Raw genomic sequence first — 20,113 nt, forward strand, 5'->3', positions numbered from 1 at the left:
GGAACTCGCCATCACCTCCAACGACGAGGTGGTCATGGTGCGCCAGAAGGTCAGGGCGAGCGCCATCGACCTCGGCCTGTCCCTGGTCGACCAGACCAAGGTGGTCACCGCGGCGAGCGAACTGGCCAGGAACACCCTGGTGCACGCGGGCGGCGGCCGGGCCCGCATCGAGATACTCCAGCAGCCCGGCGGGCGCCGCGGCATGCGCCTGACCTTCAGCGACGACGGCCCCGGCATCCCCGACACCCGGCTGGCGCTGACCGACGGGTGGACCAGCGGCAGCGGCCTCGGCCTCGGCCTGAGCGGCAGCAGGCGGCTCGTCGACGAGTTCGAGCTGGACTCCGAACCTGGCCGTGGCACGGTCGTGACGGTGACGAAATGGACCCGTTGACCCCGCCGCAGGACCACTGGCTCAGGATGGAAGACGCGAGCGCCATCGGCGCCGCCCGCAGGATCGCCATCGCACTCGCCAAGGCCGGCGGCTTCGACGAGGAGCGGACCGGCAGGGTCGGCGTCGCGGTCAGCGAGGCCGCGTCCAACCTCGTCAAGCACGCCACCGCGGGTGTCATGCTGATCCGCTCGCACCCCGAGGCCGCCACCACCGTGGAGGTCGTCTGCGTGGACGAGGGCCCCGGCATGGCCGACGTGACGGCGAAGATCCAGGACGGCCACTCCACCTCGGGCACGCTCGGCATCGGCCTCGGCGCCATCTCGCGCCTGGCGGACACCTGGGACGTCGACTCCCGCCCCGGCCGCGGCACGGTGCTGTGCATGAGCTTCCGCGTGCCGGGCAGCGTCGCCGCGGGCACGCGTGAGTGCGGCCTGTACCGCCCGGTCGGCGAGGAGGTGGCCTGCGGCGACGCGTTCGCGGTGCGTGACGAGGGCGGCACCGTGACCGCCATCGTGTGCGACGGCCTCGGCCACGGCATCGCCGCCGCCGCGGCGTCCACCGAGGCGATGCGCGTCTTCCGCTCCCACGCCGGCACCTCGCCCGGCGAGATCGTCACGCGGGTGCACGAGGCGCTCGGCGGCACGCGGGGCGGCGCGGTGGCCGTCGTCCACGTCGACCGGGCCGCGCGCACCGCCGCGTACGCGGGGGTGGGCAACATCTCGGGCTGGATCGTGCGCGCCGACCGCCGGCAGGGCATGGTGTCGGTGCCCGGAATCGCCGGCCACCGGGCCCGCGGCGTGCGTGAGGCGAGCTACGACCTGCCCGATCACGGCCTGGTGGTGCTCCATTCCGACGGCCTGACCGACCGCTGGTCCCTGCAGACCTACCCCGGTCTGCTCACCCACTCCGCCTCGGTGATCGCCGGCACGCTGCTTCGCGACTGGGCCGTCCGCCGCGACGACGCCTGTGTGCTGGTCCTCCGGGCAGAGCCATGAGCGGTACGGGGACGGGCCCGACGACCGGGGTGACGATGGCCGGTGAGCTGCTCACCACGGCGGTCCGCGACGACCGGGACGTCTTCGCCGTCCGCCAGATCGGCCGTGAGGTGGCCGAGGCCGTCGGCCTGGACGACCTGGACCGCATCAGGGTCGGCACCGCGCTCAGCGAGGTCGGCCGCGAGATCGTCGCGGGCGCGCGGGACGCGCACATCGCGTTCCGGCTGGAGGAGCCCGCCGGGCTGGTCGTCGAGATCACCTATTCGCCCGGGAAGCAGGCCATCGCCCCGGCCGGGGTGACTCTGGCCGGGCGGCTCATGGACGACGTACGGCACGACACCGTACTACGGATCATCACCATGACGAAAAGGGTCACGGACAGCCGGGCGGGCGGCGAGCAGGCGCTCGCCGCGCTTCGGGCGCGCATGACCGAGTCGGCGCCCACCGGCGTGCTGGACGAGCTGCGGCAGCAGAACCGCGAGCTGGCCGCCGCCCTGGAGGACGCCAAGGCCCACCGCGAGCAACTGGTCCAGGTGAACGCCGAGCTGGAGGAGACCAACGCGGGCGTGCTCGCGCTGTACAACCAGATCTCGGAGGAACTGGAGGAGACCAACCGCGGCGTGGTGGCGCTGTACGCCGAGCTGGATGAGAAGTCCGCCCAGCTCCGTGAGGCCAGCGAGGCCAGGAACCGTTTCTGGGCGACGGTCAGCCACGAGTTGCGCACCCCGCTCAACTCGGTGATCGGCCTGGTGCGGCTGCTGCTCGGCCCGGGCGGCGACGCGCTCACCGAGGAGCAGCAGTTGCAGATCGAGCTGATCGGCTCCTCGGCGCAGACCCTGCTCGCCCTGGTCAGCGAGCTGCTCGACATGGCGAAGGCCGAGTCGGGGCGCATCACCCCGGCGCTGTCGGAGGTCGATCTTCCCGAGCTGGCCGAGCGGCTGCGCATGACGCTGCGCCCCATCAGCGGCACCGAGACGGTGCGCCTGACGGTGGACGTGACGGGCGGCCCGCGGACGCTGGTCACCGACGAGGTGCTGCTGGTGCGCATCCTGCGCAACCTGCTGTCCAACGCGCTGAAGTTCACCGAGGCCGGGCAGGTGACCATGACGGCGCGGGTGGACGACTGCGACGTGGTGTTCGTGGTCGCCGACACCGGCATCGGCATCCCGCGCGAGCACCAGCAACGGGTGTTCGAGGAGTTCTACCAGGTGCCGGGCACCGCGGCGCTGAACGGCCGGGGCACCGGCCTCGGCCTGCCGTACGCCCGCAGGCTGGCCGAGGCGCTGGGGGGTACGCTGCACTTGTCCAGCACCCCAGGCGCGGGCACCTCGGTCACCGTGCGGTTGCCCCTCGCCGGGGACGCGACGGGCGGCGTCACCTCTGAGGAGGGATGATGACCACAGAGCCCCCTGGCACGATCCTGGTCGTGGACGACACTCCCACCAAGCGGTACATCCTCGGGAGCTGGCTGCGCCGCGCGGGCCATCAGGTGGTGGAGGCCAGTGGCGGCCAAGAGGCGCTGACCCTGGTGCGCGAGCTGCTCCCCGACGTGGTGGTGCTGGACGTGCGGCTGCCCGACATCGATGGCTACGAGGTGTGCGAGCGCATCAAGGCCGACCCCGAGACCGCCGCGCTGCCCGTGCTGCAGATCTCGGCGCACGCCATCGGCGTTGCCGACCGCACCCACGGGCTGGACCGCGGCGCCGACGCGTACATGGCCGAGCCGATCGAGCCGGAGGAGTTCATCGCCACCGTGCACGCGGCGCTGCGCTACTCCCGGGCCCGCACCAGGGCCGAGCGCATCGCCCACCGGCTGCGGCGCCTGACCCAGATCACCCTGGACATCAACTCCGCCACGACGTTCGGTGAGCTGATGCGCGTCGCCGTCGAGGGCACCGCGACCGTGCTCGGACGGCGCAGCGGGGCGCTGGCGGTCGCGCTCGACGGCGTCGTCCGGCGCTACACGGCGATGGAGCCGGCCCACCCCGCCGTGCGGCTGGGCGCGCCGGCCGACATCCTGAGCAAGGTGTCCCGGCTGACGCTGGGCGACTCGGCGGGCACCGCCGAGCTGTCGATGACCAAGGAGCAGTGGCGGGAGATCCTGCCGGACTCCGACACCCGGGCCGGCACCGTGGGGGTGCTCTCCCGCACCAAGGTGGGCCGCCAGCCGGTGTACCTCGCCGTCGAGGGCATGCTGCCGCTGGACCCCGACGAGCTGGACATCCTCAAGCAGCTCGGCCAGGCCGTCGCGCTGGCGGTGGACGCGCTGCGCGCCTACGCCGAGGAGCACCTGATCGCGCTCACCCTGCAGCGCAGCTTCCTGCCCGCCCACGTGCCGCAGGTGCCGGGCCTGGAGCTGGCGGTGCGCTACCAGCCGGCGGTGGACAACGTCGAGGTCGGCGGCGACTTCTACGAGGTCTCGCCGCTCGGCGACCGGCTGCTGGTGGCGATCGGCGACGTGCAGGGCCATTCGCTCTACGCGGCCACGGTCATGGCGGAGCTGCGGCACGGCCTGCGCGCCCTGGCCGTGGAGGGCTGCCACCTCGGCAAGATCCTCGGGCGGCTCAACGACATGCTCCGTCTCTACCACCCGAGCATGACCGCCACGGTCTGCCTGATGCTGATCGACCCGGTGGACGGCTCGGTGGAGATGGCCAACGCGGGCCACATCCCCCCGGTGATCATCGGGGACGGCCAGGCGCGCTACCACGGCTGGGGCAACCTCCTCATCGGGGCCGCGCCGGAGGCGTACCGCGTGGACCGGTTCACCCTGCCGGACAAGGGCGCGATCCTGCTGTTCACCGACGGGCTCATCGAGGACCGCGACGTGCCGCTCGACCAGAGCATGGAGGTGGTGCGGCAGCTCGCCATGGCGTTCGACAAGGACCCCGAGCTGTTCTGCGACCGCCTCATCGACCACTTCGGCGCGCGCGAGGACGACGTGGCCGTGGTCGCCCTGCGCCGCACCCACTGAGAGACCACAAAGGAAAGGACCGGCCGGGACGACCGGCCGGTCCTTCCGCGGACCAATGCTTTCAGACGGCTCAGACCGTCTCGACGGGCTTGGCGACCCGCTCCAGCTCGGCGTACAGCACCGCGGGGACCCGGGCGTGCAGCACGGTGCCGTCGCCGGTGTGGTCCACCGACAGCACCTCGCCCTCCTCGTGGGCCCGCGCGACCAGGTCGCCCCGGTCGTACGGCACCAGCAGCCGCACCTCGTGGTCAAGCCGCGGCAGCTCCCGCTGGATGACCTCGATCAGCTCGGCGATGCCGGCGCCGGTGCGCGCGGACACCACCACGCTGTGCCGCTCCCGCATCTGGAGCCGGGCCAGCACGACGGGGTCGGCCGCGTCGGCCTTGTTGACCACGACGATCTCGGGGATGCCCCTGCCGCCCTCGATGTCGGCGATCACCTCGCGTACCGCGGCGATCTGGGACTCGGGGTCGGGGTGGGAGCCGTCCACGACGTGGAGGATCAGGTCGGCGTCGCCGACCTCCTCCAGCGTGGAGCGGAACGCCTCGACGAGCTGGTGCGGCAGGTGCCGGACGAACCCGACGGTGTCGGTCAGCGTGAACCGCCGGCCGTCGGGCGTGCGGGCCTGGCGCACGGTCGGGTCGAGGGTGGCGAACAGGGCGTCCTCCACCAGCACCCCGGCACCGGTCAGGCGGTTGAGCAGCGACGACTTGCCGGCGTTGGTGTATCCGGCGATGGCCACCGACGGCACCTCGCGGGCGTGGCGCCACGAGCGCTTGGTCTCGCGGGCGATCGACATGCCGCCGATCTGGCGCCGCAGCTTGGCCATGCGCTCGCGGATGCGCCGCCGGTCCAGCTCGATCTTCGTCTCACCGGGGCCGCGGCCGCCGATGCCGACGCCGCCGGCGGCGCGGCCGCCGACCTGGCGCGACAGGTTGCCGCCCCAGCCGCGCAGCCGCGGCAGCAGGTAGCTGAGCTGGGCCAGCTCGACCTGGGCCTTGCCCTCGCGGCTCTTGGCGTGCTGGGCGAAGATGTCGAGGATGAGGGCCGTGCGGTCGATGACCTTGACCTTCACGACCTCCTCGAGCTGCCGCAACTGCCCGGGGGTCAGCTCGCCGTCGCAGATCACGGTGTCGGCACCGTTGGCGATCACGATGTCGCGCAGCTCGGCGGCCTTGCCGGAGCCGATGTAGGTGGCGGTGTCGGGACGCTGGCGGCGCTGGATGACGCCCTCCAGGACCACCGACCCGGCCGTCTCGGCGAGGAGCTTCAGCTCCTGCAGGGAGTTCTCGGCGTCGATCACGGTGCCGGTGGTCCACACTCCGACGAGTACGACGCGTTCCAGGCGAAGCTGCCGGTACTCGACCTCGGTGACGTCCTGGAGCTCGGTGGAGAGCCCGGCCACCCGGCGGAGCGCCTGGCGCTCCTCGAGTTCGTAGTCGCCGTTGGCGAGGGTCTCGTAGGGCTCGTTCTGCATGAATGTCGTCTTCGTGGTTATGTCGCGCTCCTCGGCGCTCGTTGGGTTCACCGCTGTCACACAGTTCAACACTGGCGACACATGGTGTCTTCCCCGATGGTGCCACGCCGGACCGGCGGAATCATCTCCTTATCACCCTGGTTTTCCCTCGTCGCGGGTCAGGCCTTGAGAACCTTGGCGTCCCCCGAGCCGGTCTTCACGATGATGCGGTGGGGCGAGGAGGCGTCGGCGGCGACGCCCACCGTCTTGTCGCCGGACCCGGTGTTCGTGGTCACGTTGTAGTTCCCGGCCGGCACCCGGACGACCCCGGTGCCCGAGCCGGTGCTCACCTGCACGTCGTCCGGCACCACGGTGAAGCGCAGTTCGACGTCGCCCGAACCGGTCTCGGCGACGGCGTGCTTGCCGGACAGGTCGTTGGCGTCGATCTCCCCCGAGCCCGTGGTGGCCCGCACCTCGCCGCCGAGGGCGCGCAGGGTGATGTCCCCCGAGCCGGTCTTCACCTTCACCCGCGTCCCGGCGGGCAGTTCCACGCGGTAGTCCACGCCGCAGTTCCAGTCGTCCGGCTCGCAGTCGTAGGAGAGCTTCAGCGTGTCCCCGTCCATGGGGTGCTTGGTCTTGGGCTGCTCCCCCTTCCAGTGCATGCTCTCGGTCACCCGGATGCCGGTGCGGCCGCTCCCGACGACCACGATGGCCCCCGAGCCGCTTTCCACGTCGATCGCCGCCACGGCGCCGCCCACGTCGTAGGCCTTGGTCTGTTCCTTGGTGGGCGAGGCGATGGTCCGCAACCCGCAGCCGGTCAGCATGATCCCTGCGCACAGCACCGCACCCGCGGCGATCACCGTCTTCGTCTTGGTCATGCTGTGAGAATGCCGTTCCGCGTGGCCGCCGGACCATCGGGGAAGGCCCCGAGACGGACCCTGGCCCGACCCCTGCCGGAACCCGCGTTGACCCCTGAGACAGCCATGAAGTAGCGTCGATTCCGCGATTCAGAACAGAATTTCCATATTGTGGAAAGCAGAAGGGAAGCCCATGGACGGCGTCGACATCAAGGGCCCCATGCTCGACCGTTTCGACCAGATCCTCACGCCGGAGGCCCTGGGCTTCGCCGCGGCCCTGCAACGGGAGTTCGACGGCCGCCGCCGCGAGCTGCTGGACGCCCGCCGGACCCGCCAGGCCGAGCTGTCCGCGGGCGGCACCCTGGACTTCCCCGCCGAGACCGCGCACATCCGCGAGGACGACTCGTGGCGTGCCGCCCCGCCCGCGCCCGGCCTGGTGGACCGGCGGGTCGAGATCACCGGCCCGGTGGACCGCAAGATGACCGTCAACGCACTCAACTCCGGGGCCAAGGTCTGGCTCGCCGACTTCGAGGACGCCAACTCCCCTCTGTGGGAGAACGTCGTCAACGGCCAGCTCAACCTGCGTGACGCGCTCGACCGCACCATCGACTTCGAGACCGGGGGCAAGAGCTACGCGCTGCGCCCCGACGAGGAGCTGGCCACCATCGTGGTGCGCCCGCGCGGCTGGCACCTCACCGAGAAGCACGTGCTGGTGGACGGCGCGCCGTTCTCCGCGTCGCTGTTCGACTTCGGGCTCTACTTCTTCCACTGCGCCGCCCGGCAGATCGCCAAGGGCCGCGGGCCGTACTACTACCTGCCGAAGATGGAGTCCTCCCTCGAGGCGCGGCTCTGGAACGACGTGTTCGTCCGCGCGCAGGAGCTGCTCGGCGTGCCGCACGGCACGATCAGGGCCACCGTGCTGATCGAGACCTACCCCGCGGCGTTCGAGATGGAGGAGATCCTCTACGAGCTGCGCGACCACTCCGCCGGGCTGAACGCCGGCCGGTGGGACTACCTGTTCAGCGTGATCAAGAAGTTCCGCACCCGGGGCCGGGAGTTCCTGCTGCCCGAGCGCAACGCCGTCACCATGACCGCGCCGTTCATGCGGGCCTACACCGAGCTGCTGGTGCGCACCTGCCACCGGCGCGGCGCGCACGCCATCGGCGGCATGGCGGCGTTCATCCCCTCCCGCCGCGACCCCGAGGTCAACAAGGTGGCGCTGGAGAAGGTGCGCGCCGACAAGACCCGCGAGTCCGGCGACGGCTTCGACGGCTCGTGGGTGGCGCACCCCGACCTCGTGCCGGTGTGCCGCGAGGTGTTCGACGCGGTGCTCGGCGACCGGCCGAACCAGCTCGACCGGCTGCGTGAGGACGTCTCGGTGAGCGCCGCCGACCTGCTGGCCGTGGACAAGACACCCGGTGAGATCACCGAGTCGGGGTTGCGCAACAACGTGGACGTGGCGCTGCGCTACCTGGCCGCCTGGATGGGCGGCACCGGGGCGGCGGCCATCCACAACCTGATGGAGGACGCCGCGACCGCCGAGATCTCCCGCTCGCAGATCTGGCAGTGGATCCACAACGACATCCGGCTCGCCGACACCGGTGCGGTCGTCACCCGGGAGCTGGTGGAGCGGGTGATCGCCGAGGAGCTCGCCGCGATGCGCGAGGAGCCCGGGTTCGACGCCGGGCGGTTCGAGCAGGCCGCCGAGCTGTTCAAGGAGGTAGCGCTTGACGACGACTTCGCCGAGTTCCTGACCCTGCCCGCCTACGCCCGCATGCCATGACCACCGCGCCCTCCCCCCTGCCCGGGCTGACGGCCCGGCTCCTGCGACTGCTCGGCCCCGGGTCGGTGATCACCGACCCGGTGCGGCTGCGCACCTACGAGTGCGACGGCCTGACGTACCACCGCGCGACGCCCGCCGTCGTGGTGCTGCCGGAGACGGCCGAGCAGGTGGCGGCCGTGGTGCGGGAGTGCGACGCGGCCGGCACGCCGTTCGTGGCGCGGGGCGCGGGCACCGGGCTGTCCGGCGGGGCGGTGCCGCGCACCGACGGCGTGCTGATCGTGATGTCGCGCATGCGGCGGATCCTGGAGATCGACATCCCGAACCGGCGGGCCGTCGTGGAGCCGGGCGTGACCAACCTGGCGATCACCGAGGCGGCCAGGCCGCACGGCTACTACTACGCGCCCGACCCCTCCAGCCAGCAGGTCTGTTCCATCGGCGGCAACGTCGCGGAGAACTCCGGCGGCGCGCACTGCCTGAAGTACGGCTTCACGGTCAACCACGTGCTGGCCGTCGAGATGGTCACCCCGCAGGGTGAGATCGTGACGCTGGACGCCGCGGACCCCGGGTACGACCTGCTCGGCGCGTTCATCGGCTCCGAGGGCACCCTCGGCATCGCCACGAAGATCACGGTACGGCTGAGCCGGGCACCGGAATCGGTGACCACGCTGCTGGCCGCGTTCGCCGACGTCGAGTCGGGCGGCACGGCCGTTTCCGCGATCATCGCGGCGGGCATCGTGCCGGCCGCCATCGAGATGATGGACGCGCTCGCCATCGAGGCGGCCGAGGCGGCGGTGCGGTGCGGCTACCCGGCGGGCGCCGGGGCGGTGCTGATCGTCGAGCTGGACGGCCCGGCGGCCGAGGTGGCCCAGCAGTTCGCCCGGGTGCGGGATCTGTGCCTGCGCAGCGGGGCGTTCGAGACGCGGACCGCCGACGACCCGGCCGAGCGGGCGGCCATCTGGCGGGGACGGCGGTCGGCGTTCGCCGCGGTGGGGCGGATCAGCCCGGCCTACCTCGTGCAGGACGGCGTGGTGCCGCGCACCGCGCTGCCCGAGGTGCTCGCGGGCATCGAGGAGCTGTCCGCGCGGTTCGGCATCCGGGTGGCGAACGTCTTCCACGCCGGGGACGGCAACCTGCACCCGCTGGTGCTCTTCGACGACGCCGAGGAGGGGGCGGGCGAACGGGCCGAGCGGGTGTCCGGGGAGATCCTCGGGTTGTGCGTCGCGTACGGCGGGTCCATCACCGGCGAGCACGGGGTGGGTGTGGACAAGGCCAAGCACATGCCCGCGATGTTCGGGCCGGACGACCTGGACACCATGCAGCTCGTGCGGTGCGCCTTCGACCCGCGCAACCTGTCCAACCCGGGCAAGATCTTCCCGACCCCGCGGCTGTGCGGGGAGGCGCCGGGCTTCCGCAAGGGCGTCCATCCCCTGGTGGCCTCCGGAGAGGCGGACCTGTTCTGATGTGCCCTCCCCCCTTCGCCGCACGGAGACGACCGTGAACGCCGGGGCGGCGCTGGCCGCGACCGGGGTCGCGGTGCGGGACGGCGGCCCGGGCGACGCGGTCGCGGGCGTGGAGCCGCGCTGGGTGGCCTCCCCGGCGTCCACCGAGGAGGTGGCGGCCGTGCTGCGGGCCGCCGCGCGGCAGGGGCTCGCCGTGGTGCCGTCCGGCGGGCGCACCAAGATCGGCTGGGGCGGGCCGCCGGAGCGGTGCGGGCTGCTGCTCGACACCCGGCGCCTGGACCGGGTCGTGGAGCACGTGGCGGGCGACCTGGTGGTGCGGGTGCAGGCCGGGCTGCGGGCCGACGTGCTCGGGCAGGCCCTCGCGGCGTCCGGGCAGGAGCTCGCGCTGGACGTGCCGCCGGGGCCGGCCACCGTCGGCGGGGTGCTCGCCGCCGGGACCGCCGGGCCGCGGCGCCTGCGGTACGGCACCGGGCGCGACCTGCTCATCGGGATCACGGTCGTGCTCGCCGACGGCACCGTGGCGCGTGCCGGGGGCAAGGTGGTCAAGAACGTCGCGGGGTACGACATCGGCAAGCTGTTCACCGGGTCCCTCGGCACGCTCGGCGTGATCACCGAGGCGACCTTCCGGCTGCACCCGCTGCCCGCCTCCCGGGCGTTCGTCACCGTCACCGTGCCTGCCGCCCACCGCCTGGACGCCGCCGGCGCGATCGCGGGGTCACAACTCGAACCGTCCGCCGTCGAGATCGACGTGCCCGACGTGAACGGCCCCGCGACGGTGGCCGTCCTCATCGAGGGCACCGCCGCCGAGGAGCGCGCCACGGCCGCCGGGGACCTGCTCGGCGCCGCCGCCCCGCCGACGGGCACCCCGCCGTCCTGGTGGGGCCTGCCGCCCGGCGAGGGGTACCTGCTGGAGCTGCGGGTGCCGCCCGCCGCCGCCGGGCCCGCGCTCGGCGTGGTCGCCGGGGCCGCGGGGCGGCTGCCCGTACGGGTGCGCGGGTCGGCCGCCTCGGCCGCCCTGTGGCTCGCGCTGCCCGCGCCGACGCCCCCCACGACCGTCGGCGCGTTCGTGTCCGAGGCGCGGGACGCGCTGGCCGCGTACGGCGGGAGACTGGTCGTGTGGGGCACCCCCGAGGGGAGCACCGAGCCGCTGGACCGCTGGGGGCCGGTGGGGTCGGCCACGCTCATGTCGCGGGTCAAGGAACGGTTCGACCCCGAGGGGCGGATGGCGCCCGGGCGGATGCCCGGCGCGGGAAGGGCCGGGTGAGATCCATGGATCCCGAGCTGATCGGCGACTGCGTGCACTGCGGGTTCTGCCTGCCCGCCTGCCCCACCTACACCCTGTGGGGGGAGGAGATGGACTCCCCGCGCGGGCGCATCCACCTGATGAAGCAGCACGTCGAGGGCACGCCGATGACGCAGGAGATGGCGGGGCACTTCGACGCGTGCCTCGGGTGCATGGCCTGCGTGCCCGCCTGCCCGTCGGGTGTCCGGTACGACAAGCTGATCGAGTCCACCCGCGCCGAGGTGGAGCGCCTGCGGCGGCGCCCCGTGGCCGACCGGGTGTTCCGCGGGCTGGTGTTCGGGCTGTTCCCCTACCCTCGGCGGCTGCGGGCGCTGCGGGTGCCGCTGCGGGCCACCCAGGGGCTGCGGGCCCGCGCCCGGCCGCTGCTGGAACGGCTCGACGCGCGCCTCGGCGCCATGGCGGAGCTGGCGCCGCCGGTGCCGCGGCGGCGGGTGCGGCTGCCGCGCCGGGTCGCGGCGCGCGGGCGGCGCCGGGCGACGGTCGGGATGCTCACCGGGTGCGTGCAGGGCGAGTTCTTCCCCGGGGTGAACGCCGCCACCGTGCGGGTGCTGGCGCTGGAGGGCTGCGACGTGGTGATCCCGCCGGGGCAGGGCTGCTGCGGGGCGTTGTCGGTGCACTCGGGGCGGCCGCTTGAGGCCGCGCGGTTCGCGCGGCGCACCATCGAGACGTTCGAGCGGACCGGGGTGCGCACCGTGGTGGTGAACGCGGCCGGGTGCGGGTCCAGCACCAAGGAGTACGCCGAGCTGCTGTCCGGCGATCCGGCGTGGGCGGACCGGGCACGGGCGCTGCGATTCGCCGACCTCGCCGAGTTCCTGGCCGAGCTCGGGCCGGCCGCCGAGCGGCACCCGCTGCCGCTCACCGTGGCCTACCACGACGCCTGCCACCTGGCGCACGCCCAGGGGGTGCGCGACCAGCCGCGGGCGCTGCTCGCCGCCGTCCCCGGCCTGACGGTCAAGGAGATCCCCGAGGGGTCCATGTGCTGCGGGTCGGCGGGCACGTACAACCTGTTCCAGCCGGAGGCCGCCCGGGAGCTCGGCGACCGCAAGGCCGACCGGGTGCGCGAGGTGGGGGCCGACCTGCTGGTGTCGGCCAACCCCGGGTGCACCATGCAGATCGCGGCGGCGATGCGGCGCCGCGGCGAGGACATCAGGGTCGCGCACACCGCCGAGGTGCTGGACGCCTCGCTGCGCGGCCTGGCCTCGGTCGGCGCGCTCGGCGGCCCGCGATGACCGTGCAGAGCGTGGACCGGGCGCTGGACGTGCTGGAGGCGCTGGCGGACCGGGGCGGGGCCGCGGGGCTTTCGGAGATCGCGGCGCGCACCGGGCTGCCGTACGGGACGATCCACCGGCTGCTGCGGTCGCTGCTGGCGCGGGGGTACGTGCGGCAGGAGTCCGACCGGCGGTACGCGCTCGGCGGGGCGCTGGTGCGGCTCGGCGGGGTCGCCGAGGGCATGATCGGCGTGTGGGCGCAGCCGTACCTGGAGAAGATGGTGGCGCTGTCCGGCGAGACGGCCAACCTGGCGGTGCTGGAGGGCGACTTCGTGGTGTACGTCGCCCAGGCCGCCTCGCCGCGGCGGCTGCGGATGTTCGCCGAGGTGGGGCGGCGGGTACTGCCGCACAGCACCGCGGTCGGCAAGGTGCTGCTGGCCGACCGGCCGGACGCCGCGGCCGTGCTCGGGCGCACCGGTCTGCCGCGCCGCACCGAGCACACGATCACGTCGGCGGACGCGCTGCTCGCCGAGCTGGAACTGGTTCGGGACCAGGGGTACGCCCTGGACCTCGGGGAGGAGGAGCTCGGGGTGCACTGCCTGGCGGTCCCGGTGCGGGACGGGAGCCGGGTGGTGGCCGCGATGTCGGTGTCCGGGCCGGCCGAGCGGATCGACGTGCTGGACCGGGAGGCCCTCGCCGAGGGCATGAGAGGCATCGCCCGCGCCTTCGGCAGCGAGGTCGGGCCGTCGCGCTGACGCCCCCGGGTCAGTCCACGTGCCCCGGCAGGTGCTCGCAGATGGCGAAGATCGCACCGAACGGGTCGGCCACCACGGCGGTCTTGCCGTGCGGCATCTCGTAGGTGCCGATCAGCACGCTGCCGCCGGCGCGCCGGATGCGCTTCTCGGCGGCGGCGCAACTGTCCACCGTCAGGTAGTTCTTCCAGTGCGGGGGCATCATGGCCGAGTCGTCGTTCATCCGCATCCGCCCGCACACCGGCTGCGACCCGACCTTCCACAGCACATAGTCGAAATCGACGCCGTCACCCACCTGCTCGGCCTCGTAGCCGAACAGGCCGGTGTAGAAGTTGTCGGCCATCATGGAGCTGCGGGCGAACAGCTCGTTCCAGCACATGGCGCCGATCTCCTTGTACATGCGAGGCGCGGCGTCCCTGGCCATCTCCAGGAGACCGAACCCCGCCCCCTCACGGTCCACGGCCATGGCGAGCCGCCCGAGCCCCGGCACGTCCGTCGGCAGCACCACCACCTCGCCGTTGTGGGCCTGCACCCGGACGGCGGAGGCGTCGACCTGCGAGGTGGCGAGGTAGATGTTCCACGTCGCCGCGCAGTCCTCCATGCCGACGGGCGGCGGGGTCAGGCCGGCGACCGCCACGCCGTCCAGGAAGCACATCGTGTAGTGCCACACCTTCGGGCCGAGACCGTGGAAGGTCCAGCCGAACACGTCGCCGTAGAAGCGGGTGGCGGCGCCGAGGTCGGGAACGGTGAGCTCGGGCCAGCACGGCGCTCCGTCGGGGTATTGGGTGCGCTGGGGCATCCGGAACCCCCCTAGATGTCGGGGACGGCCACTCAGACCATGCTGTCACCAGGGGGGCGGCCCTCCTCGGCCGGGTTCAGCGTTGCTGCGGCGTGATGTTGATCGCCCCGTTCTGCGGGACCGGGACGACCTGCACACGGCCGTCCTGGATGGCCTTCCAGAGGATGGCGCCCTGGGGGCCGAGCACCTTCACCAGCTCCTTGATCGACTCCAGCTCGGTCTGCACCTTGGTGTTGATCTGCTGCTGGGCGAGGTTCTGCTGCTTGGCGGCCTGCTCGGCGGCGAGCGCGTCGATCAGGGACTGCGGGGGCTCGGGCTTCTGGATGGTCAGCACCACGTCGCCGCAGTCGCCGCTGCCGGCGTAGTTGGGCTGGCAGAAGTAGTCGGCCCCGGCGGCGTCCCTGATGAACTGCCGGGCGAGCTGGCCGACGCGCTGCTCCCACTGCTGCTTGGCGTTGGGGTCGTTGAACAGTTTCTTCCACTCGAACTCCTGGGACGCGGCGTCCATCGCGCGGTCCAGGGGCTGCTTGAAGTAGAAGTTCAGCATGCGGCGCCAGCCGTCCGAGGTGCGCTCGTCCTCGAAGTAGGCGCCGTACTTCAGGCCGATGCGCTCGTGGAACTGGCGCAGTACCGCGCAGTTGGTGTTCAGGGTGAACGTCGCCGAGCCCGCCACCTGGAGCTCCACGTTGTCCTTGGACACAATGCTGATCGGCTTGGACTCGGCGTCCTCCGAACCGGAGAAGTCGAACGTGCGCTGGCCGAACGGGTAGGAATACGAAGTGTCACCCGGGCCGAGGAACGTGGCGCCGCTGGAGGGGGTGATGCACTTGGTGAACTTGATCGGCTCGAACGGCCCGCCGGCGTAGTGCAGGAGCACCTCGTCGGGCGCGGTACTGACCTTCGTGCATCCGCTCGCCACGAACCCGAGCACCACGATCGCGATGACGATGAGCAGCAGGGCACGCAATAACAGCCGTCCCCGCCCCTTGGCCGCCGTCTGCCCGTCCGCCGTCTTGCGTGCGTTCATCGCACTTCCGCCTTTTACTCGTGCTTTACGGTCGGCCGATCCTAAAGCACGGCTCAGGCGCACTGGGCGAGCATCGTCTCCTTGTCCGCAGAGGTGACCGGAAGTTCATACTTCAGCGCCACCTGCGCGAAGCGCAGGACGTACGCGCAGCGGATCCCCCGGTTCGGCGGCAGCCACGACGCGGGCCCCGAGTCCCCCTTGGAGGAGTTGGTGGAGCCGTCCACCGGCATGAGGTTCAGCGGGTCGTTGGCGATCTGCATCCTCTTGGCCTTGCTCCACCGGGACGCCCCCATCTGCCAGTCGTACGACAGCGGCATGACGTGGTCGATCTGCACCTCGGCGGCGTCCTCCTTGCGCCATTCGATCGTCGTCCCTGTGTACGGGTCGTGCAGCGTCATCGACACCAGCACGCAGTCCGACCCCGACCGGTACTTCAGGTCCTTGCCGTCCCGCGCCAGCACGTCGTTGCGCGTGTCACAACCGTTGCGCCCGAACGGCACCTCATCGACGCTGTCCGCCCAGGCGTACCCGAACTCGTCCCGGTCGTACCCGGTCCTGGCCCCCCGCCCCTTCGTCCCCACTTCCTCGATCACCTTGACCGCCGCCGCCCGGTCCTTGTCCGATTTGATGGGCCCGAGTCCCGGCTCGGTGCCATCCGGGTTGTCCAGCGGGCTGACCCCGGTGTCCCCTGCCTTCTTGTCCCCGCCGCCACCTCCCGGCGGCCCGCCGTCCCCTCCCCCACTGGCGTCCAGAGGCGCGCACCCGACCAGCCCCAGAACCAGCCCCCCCGCCGCGACCCACCGCACCCAGCGCCGCCCCACTGCCCACCCCCAGGTAAAAGACCAGTAATAGATAGGTATATCAATTACCCTCAAACCCCCTCATTTATCCTCTGAGGTGGGATGGGTGGACGACGCCCGGAACGACGAAACCGGCGACCCGCCGTGCGGGCGCCGGTTTCTGTGAAGCCTCTGGGTCAGGCGCGGCCGTACGCGTCGTCGAGCCGCTCGATGTCGTCCTCGTCGAAGTGGCCGAAGGCCACCTCCAGGATGCGCGCGGCAGGGCCGGAGGAGGACAGGCGGTGGGTCTGCCCGGCGTGGATCAGCACCCGGTCCCCGACGTTCGGCTCGACGCGCTCGCCGTCGATCTCGAACACCAGCCCGGGGTCCAGCGCGACCCACAACTCGTCCCGGTGCTTGTGACGCTGCAGGCTGAGCCGCTGCCCCGCCGCCACCTCGATGATCTTGACGGTGGACGTCTCGTTGTGAGTGAACCGCTCGAAGTTCCCCCACGGACGCTCGTCCCGCACCACCGCACCGAGCCGATCGATCTCCAGCACTACTGTCCTCCACTGACGCGCGACAAACAGGCCGCCCACTCTCCCACAACCCGGTGAACAACCCGAGAATCCCACAAGAGCACGAGGTAACCCACCCCTCGGCCAAATCGAGGTAGCCCGCACCTCGACCAAATCGAGGCAGCCCACACCTCGACCAAATCGTGCACCCCTCCACCGGACCGGCATCATGCAGCGGACCGGCACCCTCCACCGGACCGGGCCGTCCCTCCGCGCCCCTGGCGGCCCGTCCGGGTGGACGGACCGCCAGGGAGCAGGCGGTGCGGGCGGTGCCGGCGTGCGGGCGGTGCCGGCGTGCGGGCGGTGCCGGCGTGCGGGCGGTGCCGGCGTGCGGGCGGTGCCGGCGTGCGGGTGGTGCCGGCGTGCGGGCGCTGTGCCGGTGCCCGCTCAGCGCATCGACCGCCGGCAGGTGGTCAGAGGCCGTATTCCTTGATGATGCGCTCGTGGCGTTCGGCTTCGATGCCGGCGGCGCGGGCGAGGTCCAGCCAGGCCAGGGGGTGGGACCAGCGCTCGGTGGCGTCGTCCAGGACGGCGTCCAGCTCCATGGGCTCCACGCCCGGGGGGACGGCGATCCAGCCGTAGACGCCCTGGAGGCGTTCGCCGGACGTGGGGTGGGTGACGGTGTAGTTGTCGTCGCTGTAGACCCACATGGGCCAGCCGCGCTCGGCCATCAGCTCGTTGAACTCGGTCCAGTCGTGCTCGCTCGGCGCCGCGCCGTCGAAGAACCAGCTCGTGTAGCCGCCGGGCCGGAGCATGGAGACGGCGGCGAACGGGATGACGAAGCTCTCCTGCTGCTGAGGGTCCTCGGGGACCGGCTCCAGGGGGCGGGGGTCGATCACGATGACGTCGCCGGCGTTGTAGTCCATGCCGCGGGGCTGCGGGATGAGCAGCCGCGCGGTGGCGGGGCCGGTGCGGACGGACAGGACCTCGCGGCGGCTGCCGTCGGAGACGGGCAGGACGACCCGGACGAGGTGCCACTCCTCCTCGATGGGGCCCTCGGTGCCCTCGACCTCCATGCCGAGCTTGTCCGCACCGGCGCGCACCAGGGCCCAGTCCTCGGCGGCGGTCGCCATGACGATCATGCGCCAGACGTCCTCCTCCTCGGACGCCCCGGACTGGACGATCTCGTGCAGGATGGCCGCGCCTCCGGCGTTGTCGCCGAGCTGCTGGGCCGCACCGGCGAGCAGGCGCTGGGCCTCCAGTGCCACCTCGCCCTCCGCGCCGGCCTCCACCGACGCGGCGGCCGCGTCGCGGGCCTGCTCCCACCGCTCGCGGGCGCGGTGCAGCCGGCCGAGGGCGAGGTGGCGGGACGGCGCGGGCAGCATGGCGGCGAACCGCTCCACCCGGTCGTCCTGGCCGGCCTCGATCAGCACACCGGTGAGGTAGCCGACGTCGTCGGGGTCGGCCTCGGCCGGGTCGGCGGAGTCGACGATCTGCTTCCACAGCAGGTCGGCGCCGAGCGGGGCGTAACCGAGGAAGGAGATGGTGGTGGCGTGGCGGCGGGTGGCCTCCAGGTCGGTGCCCGACAGCGGCGCCAGCCAGCCGACCCACCGCTCGGGGTCGGCGTTGTGGCCGTCGGCGGCGTCGAAGTAGGCCACCAGCTCGTCCTGCGGCCCTGGGGCGGGCAGCGGCGTGGCGGCCTCGGCGGCGGCCCGCAGCTCGGCGACCCGCTCGGCGATGCCGTCGGCCGTACGCAGGTCGGCCGTCCAGGCCTCGGCGAGGTCGGCCAGCGCCCGGGCCTGCCAGATGCCCTTGCGTCCGACGGCGAGGTGGCCGGCGATCAGCGCCAGCTCGACCCGGCCGCGGTGCACGCCCATGGTCTCGTAGTAGCCCATCCACTGGCGCAGCACCCGGCCGAGCTGCCAGGTGTTGGCGATCACCTCGTCGAGCAGGCGCACGGCGCGGGCCCACTCCACCCAGTCGCGGGGGTGCTCGCCGATGACGTCGAGGTCGGGCAGCGCCTCCAGCGCGGGGGTGGCGCGCCCGGCGGTGGCCAGCACGAGCGCGCGGAGCACGCCCTCGCGGTGCGGCTTGGACACGGGGTCGTCGGCCGGGAAGTCCTTGGCGGAGTCGAGCTCGGCGAGGGCCTCCTCGGTGCGGCCGGCGGCGAGCAGCGCGCGTACCCCCATGGCGGCGAGCTCCCAGCTCACCTGGCCGTCCGCGGCGCGGCGGCCCGCCACGGCGGACTCGTGGTAGGTGACGGCCTGCTGGTGCTCCCCCGCGTCCAGAAGGGCCGAGACGTACTGCACGGCGAGCCCGCAGAACGCCGGCGAGTCGTGCGCCGTGCCGTCCAGCGCGGCGCCGAGGGCGGCCAGGCGCTCGGCGGCGTACCCGGGGCCGTCGGTGTTGGCCTGCGCGACGGCCAGCGCTTCGACGGCGGCGGGCGTGGAGGGGCACTCCTTGACGTCCGCGCGGCGGGAGAACTCAAGGAGGGCGTCCGCGTCCCCGAGGGCCACGGCGCCCTGGTGGCGGTCGCCGACCCGGCTGAGCAGGTGCCAGTAGCGGGCGAAGAACTCCAGCCACGGCTGGTCCAGCGCCTCCGCCTGCTGGGCCACCGCGGGAGCCATCACGTCAAGCTGGGCATAACGGCCCTCAAAGACCTGCGCGGGCAGGTCACCCAGCGCGATCGCCAGACCGGTGTTCCCGGCTTCGTGCAGTTGCCGCTGGGTGTCCGCCACCCATGCCCAGATGTCAACGTCCATGGCAGGTCAGTCTGCCAGTTCACCGGGCGTGCCCCAAACATGTGGGCGGTGCCCTGGGGATACCGATGACCGTATGCGGCCAGAAGCACGAGAAGACACGGATGTTGTCCACCGGCGCACCCGGACAAAGGGTCCGTGACGGCCCGCGGGCCGCGTGGCGCGGGGCCTCCGGCGCCGCGGGGTGCGCGGACGGGTCAGGTCAGCGTCGCGGCGGGGTAGTCGCCGGAGGCGACGAGGACGGCCGGGCCGGTCAGGTAGCTGGTGTCGGGCGTGAGGGTGACGGTGAGGAGGCCGCCGAGGACCTCGACGGTCCACGTGCCGGTGGTCTCGCCGGCGGCGTGGGCGGCGGCCACGGCGGAGGCCACGGTGCCGGTGCCGCAGGAACGGGTCTCGCCGCAGCCGCGTTCGTGGACACGCATCACGATGTGCCGGTCGCCCACGGGGTTGACGAACTCGACGTTGACGCCGGTGGGGAACACGGCGGGGTCGAAACCGGGCTGGGCGTGGAGCTCGAAGCGGGCCACCGGCTCGCCGGTGAGGCACGCCAGGTGGGGGTTGCCCATGTCGACGACCAGGCCGGTGTAGCGGGTGCCCCCGACGGTCGCCCAGCTCTCGCCCATGATGAGCGGTGGGCCCATGTCCACGGTCACCATGCCCTCCGGCCCCATGCGCACCTGGCGGATGCCCGCGCGGGTGACCACGTCGAACCCGCCCGGGTCGGCGAGGCCCGCCTCGACGAGGTAGCGCGCGAAGACACGTATACCGTTGCCGCACATCTCGGCCATGCCGCCGTCGGCGTTGCGGTAGTCCATGAACCACTCGGCCTCGCCGGTGTGCGCGGCGGCGCCGCGGGCCCGGGCGACGATCTCGACGGCCTCGGGGCTCAGCTTGGCGGGTACCACGCGCAGCACACCGTCGGCGCCGATGCCGGCCCGCCGGTCGCACAGGGCCGCGACCAGAGTGGCCGGGAGGTCGAGCACGCCGTCCGGATCGGGCAGGATGACGAAGTCGTTCTCTGTGCCGTGACCCTTGACGAAACGCATGTCACA

At 72.6% G+C, this 20,113-nt stretch carries 17 protein-coding genes; 9 read left to right on the forward strand and 8 right to left on the reverse strand.

Going from position 1 to position 20,113, the window contains the following annotated elements:
- Positions 1-34: 34 nt before the first annotated feature.
- The 4 genes from ABGB17_RS13480 to ABGB17_RS13495 are packed head-to-tail and all read left to right on the forward strand — an operon-like array spanning position 35 to position 4,360.
- Complete coding sequence (locus tag ABGB17_RS13480) at positions 35-391, forward strand: ATP-binding protein (RefSeq protein ID WP_347629370.1); 357 nt, start codon at positions 35-37, stop codon at positions 389-391.
- The gene (locus tag ABGB17_RS13485; RefSeq protein ID WP_347629094.1) at positions 379-1,386 is read left to right on the forward strand and encodes an ATP-binding protein; all 1,008 of its coding nucleotides are present in this window, start codon (positions 379-381) and stop codon (positions 1,384-1,386) included. Before ABGB17_RS13480 ends, ABGB17_RS13485 begins: the two co-directional genes overlap by 13 nt.
- Positions 1,383-2,780 carry an ATP-binding protein gene (locus ABGB17_RS13490; protein ID WP_347629096.1) on the forward strand — a complete coding sequence of 466 codons (1,398 nt, stop codon included), beginning with the start codon at positions 1,383-1,385 and terminating at the stop codon, positions 2,778-2,780. Before ABGB17_RS13485 ends, ABGB17_RS13490 begins: the two co-directional genes overlap by 4 nt.
- Positions 2,780-4,360, forward strand: coding sequence for a SpoIIE family protein phosphatase (locus ABGB17_RS13495; RefSeq protein ID WP_347629098.1), 1,581 nt, complete (start codon positions 2,780-2,782; stop codon positions 4,358-4,360). The genes ABGB17_RS13490 and ABGB17_RS13495 overlap by 1 nt, the downstream gene beginning before the upstream one ends.
- A gap of 70 nt (positions 4,361-4,430) precedes the next feature.
- On the opposite strand, the gene hflX is transcribed toward ABGB17_RS13495, so the two are convergent.
- Together hflX and ABGB17_RS13505 are read right to left on the reverse strand one after the other, a co-directional pair.
- Positions 4,431-5,837, reverse strand: a complete 1,407-nt coding sequence (hflX, locus tag ABGB17_RS13500; RefSeq protein WP_347629372.1) for a GTPase HflX — start codon at positions 5,835-5,837, stop codon at positions 4,431-4,433.
- A gap of 158 nt (positions 5,838-5,995) precedes the next feature.
- A complete protein-coding gene (locus tag ABGB17_RS13505) occupies positions 5,996-6,694 on the reverse strand; it encodes a DUF4097 family beta strand repeat-containing protein (protein ID WP_347629100.1) in 699 nt (232 codons plus the stop codon).
- Positions 6,695-6,866: 172 nt separating this feature from the next.
- Here ABGB17_RS13505 and aceB point away from each other — a divergent pair, with 172 nt between their 5' ends.
- From aceB to ABGB17_RS13530, 5 genes are read left to right on the forward strand one after another with little or no spacing between them, the layout of a single operon-like run.
- Positions 6,867-8,456 carry a malate synthase A gene (gene aceB / locus ABGB17_RS13510; protein ID WP_347629102.1) on the forward strand — a complete coding sequence of 530 codons (1,590 nt, stop codon included), beginning with the start codon at positions 6,867-6,869 and terminating at the stop codon, positions 8,454-8,456.
- The gene (locus ABGB17_RS13515; protein ID WP_347629104.1) at positions 8,453-9,916 is read left to right on the forward strand and encodes an FAD-linked oxidase C-terminal domain-containing protein; all 1,464 of its coding nucleotides are present in this window, start codon (positions 8,453-8,455) and stop codon (positions 9,914-9,916) included. The genes aceB and ABGB17_RS13515 overlap by 4 nt, the downstream gene beginning before the upstream one ends.
- A 34-nt stretch (positions 9,917-9,950) precedes the next feature.
- Entirely contained in the window at positions 9,951-11,180 is a 1,230-nt protein-coding gene (locus tag ABGB17_RS13520) for an FAD-binding oxidoreductase (RefSeq protein WP_347629106.1), read from the forward strand.
- A 5-nt stretch (positions 11,181-11,185) separates the two neighbouring features.
- Positions 11,186-12,448 carry a heterodisulfide reductase-related iron-sulfur binding cluster gene (locus ABGB17_RS13525; protein ID WP_347629108.1) on the forward strand — a complete coding sequence of 421 codons (1,263 nt, stop codon included), beginning with the start codon at positions 11,186-11,188 and terminating at the stop codon, positions 12,446-12,448.
- A complete protein-coding gene (locus ABGB17_RS13530; protein ID WP_347629110.1) occupies positions 12,445-13,182 on the forward strand; it encodes an IclR family transcriptional regulator in 738 nt (245 codons plus the stop codon). Before ABGB17_RS13525 ends, ABGB17_RS13530 begins: the two co-directional genes overlap by 4 nt.
- A gap of 10 nt (positions 13,183-13,192) precedes the next feature.
- Here the strand turns inward: ABGB17_RS13530 and ABGB17_RS13535 are convergent, their stop codons facing one another.
- The 6 genes from ABGB17_RS13535 to dapF all read right to left on the reverse strand — a co-directional run bounded on the left by ABGB17_RS13535 (position 13,193) and on the right by dapF (position 20,107).
- Positions 13,193-13,978: a VOC family protein gene (locus ABGB17_RS13535; RefSeq protein ID WP_347629112.1), complete on the reverse strand. Its 786-nt coding sequence runs from the start codon at positions 13,976-13,978 to the stop codon at positions 13,193-13,195.
- 76 nt (positions 13,979-14,054) lie between these two features.
- Positions 14,055-15,005: an SPFH domain-containing protein gene (locus tag ABGB17_RS13540; RefSeq protein ID WP_347629114.1), complete on the reverse strand. Its 951-nt coding sequence runs from the start codon at positions 15,003-15,005 to the stop codon at positions 14,055-14,057.
- Between the two features lie 53 nt (positions 15,006-15,058).
- Positions 15,059-15,826, reverse strand: a complete 768-nt coding sequence (locus ABGB17_RS13545; protein ID WP_347629116.1) for an HNH endonuclease family protein — start codon at positions 15,824-15,826, stop codon at positions 15,059-15,061.
- A gap of 155 nt (positions 15,827-15,981) precedes the next feature.
- A complete protein-coding gene (locus ABGB17_RS13550; RefSeq protein ID WP_347629118.1) occupies positions 15,982-16,344 on the reverse strand; it encodes a phosphomannose isomerase type II C-terminal cupin domain in 363 nt (120 codons plus the stop codon).
- 431 nt (positions 16,345-16,775) lie between these two features.
- Positions 16,776-19,064: a tetratricopeptide repeat protein gene (locus tag ABGB17_RS13555; RefSeq protein ID WP_347629120.1), complete on the reverse strand. Its 2,289-nt coding sequence runs from the start codon at positions 19,062-19,064 to the stop codon at positions 16,776-16,778.
- A 194-nt stretch (positions 19,065-19,258) separates the two neighbouring features.
- Positions 19,259-20,107: a diaminopimelate epimerase gene (dapF, locus tag ABGB17_RS13560; RefSeq protein WP_347629122.1), complete on the reverse strand. Its 849-nt coding sequence runs from the start codon at positions 20,105-20,107 to the stop codon at positions 19,259-19,261.
- Positions 20,108-20,113: the final 6 nt, after the last annotated feature.

The organism is Sphaerisporangium sp. B11E5 (assembly GCF_039871875.1).
Classification (GTDB): domain Bacteria; phylum Actinomycetota; class Actinomycetes; order Streptosporangiales; family Streptosporangiaceae; genus Sphaerisporangium.

Bases quoted from the DNA above. Each gene is read 5' to 3' on its own strand.
- aceB (WP_347629102.1), top strand. From the start codon at position 6,867: ATGGACGGCGTCGACATCAAGGGCCCCATGCTCGACCGTTTCGACCAG.
- ABGB17_RS13525 (WP_347629108.1), top strand. From the start codon at position 11,186: ATGGATCCCGAGCTGATCGGCGACTGCGTGCACTGCGGGTTCTGCCTG.
- ABGB17_RS13495 (WP_347629098.1), top strand. From the start codon at position 2,780: ATGACCACAGAGCCCCCTGGCACGATCCTGGTCGTGGACGACACTCCC.
- ABGB17_RS13490 (WP_347629096.1), top strand. From the start codon at position 1,383: ATGAGCGGTACGGGGACGGGCCCGACGACCGGGGTGACGATGGCCGGT.
- ABGB17_RS13540 (WP_347629114.1), bottom strand. From the start codon at position 15,005: ATGAACGCACGCAAGACGGCGGACGGGCAGACGGCGGCCAAGGGGCGG.
- ABGB17_RS13555 (WP_347629120.1), bottom strand. From the start codon at position 19,064: ATGGACGTTGACATCTGGGCATGGGTGGCGGACACCCAGCGGCAACTG.
- ABGB17_RS13535 (WP_347629112.1), bottom strand. From the start codon at position 13,978: ATGCCCCAGCGCACCCAATACCCCGACGGAGCGCCGTGCTGGCCCGAG.
- ABGB17_RS13480 (WP_347629370.1), top strand. From the start codon at position 35: ATGGTGCGCCAGAAGGTCAGGGCGAGCGCCATCGACCTCGGCCTGTCC.
- ABGB17_RS13485 (WP_347629094.1), top strand. From the start codon at position 379: ATGGACCCGTTGACCCCGCCGCAGGACCACTGGCTCAGGATGGAAGAC.
- ABGB17_RS13515 (WP_347629104.1), top strand. From the start codon at position 8,453: ATGACCACCGCGCCCTCCCCCCTGCCCGGGCTGACGGCCCGGCTCCTG.
- dapF (WP_347629122.1), bottom strand. From the start codon at position 20,107: ATGCGTTTCGTCAAGGGTCACGGCACAGAGAACGACTTCGTCATCCTG.
- ABGB17_RS13505 (WP_347629100.1), bottom strand. From the start codon at position 6,694: ATGACCAAGACGAAGACGGTGATCGCCGCGGGTGCGGTGCTGTGCGCA.
- hflX (WP_347629372.1), bottom strand. From the start codon at position 5,837: ATGCAGAACGAGCCCTACGAGACCCTCGCCAACGGCGACTACGAACTC.
- ABGB17_RS13530 (WP_347629110.1), top strand. From the start codon at position 12,445: ATGACCGTGCAGAGCGTGGACCGGGCGCTGGACGTGCTGGAGGCGCTG.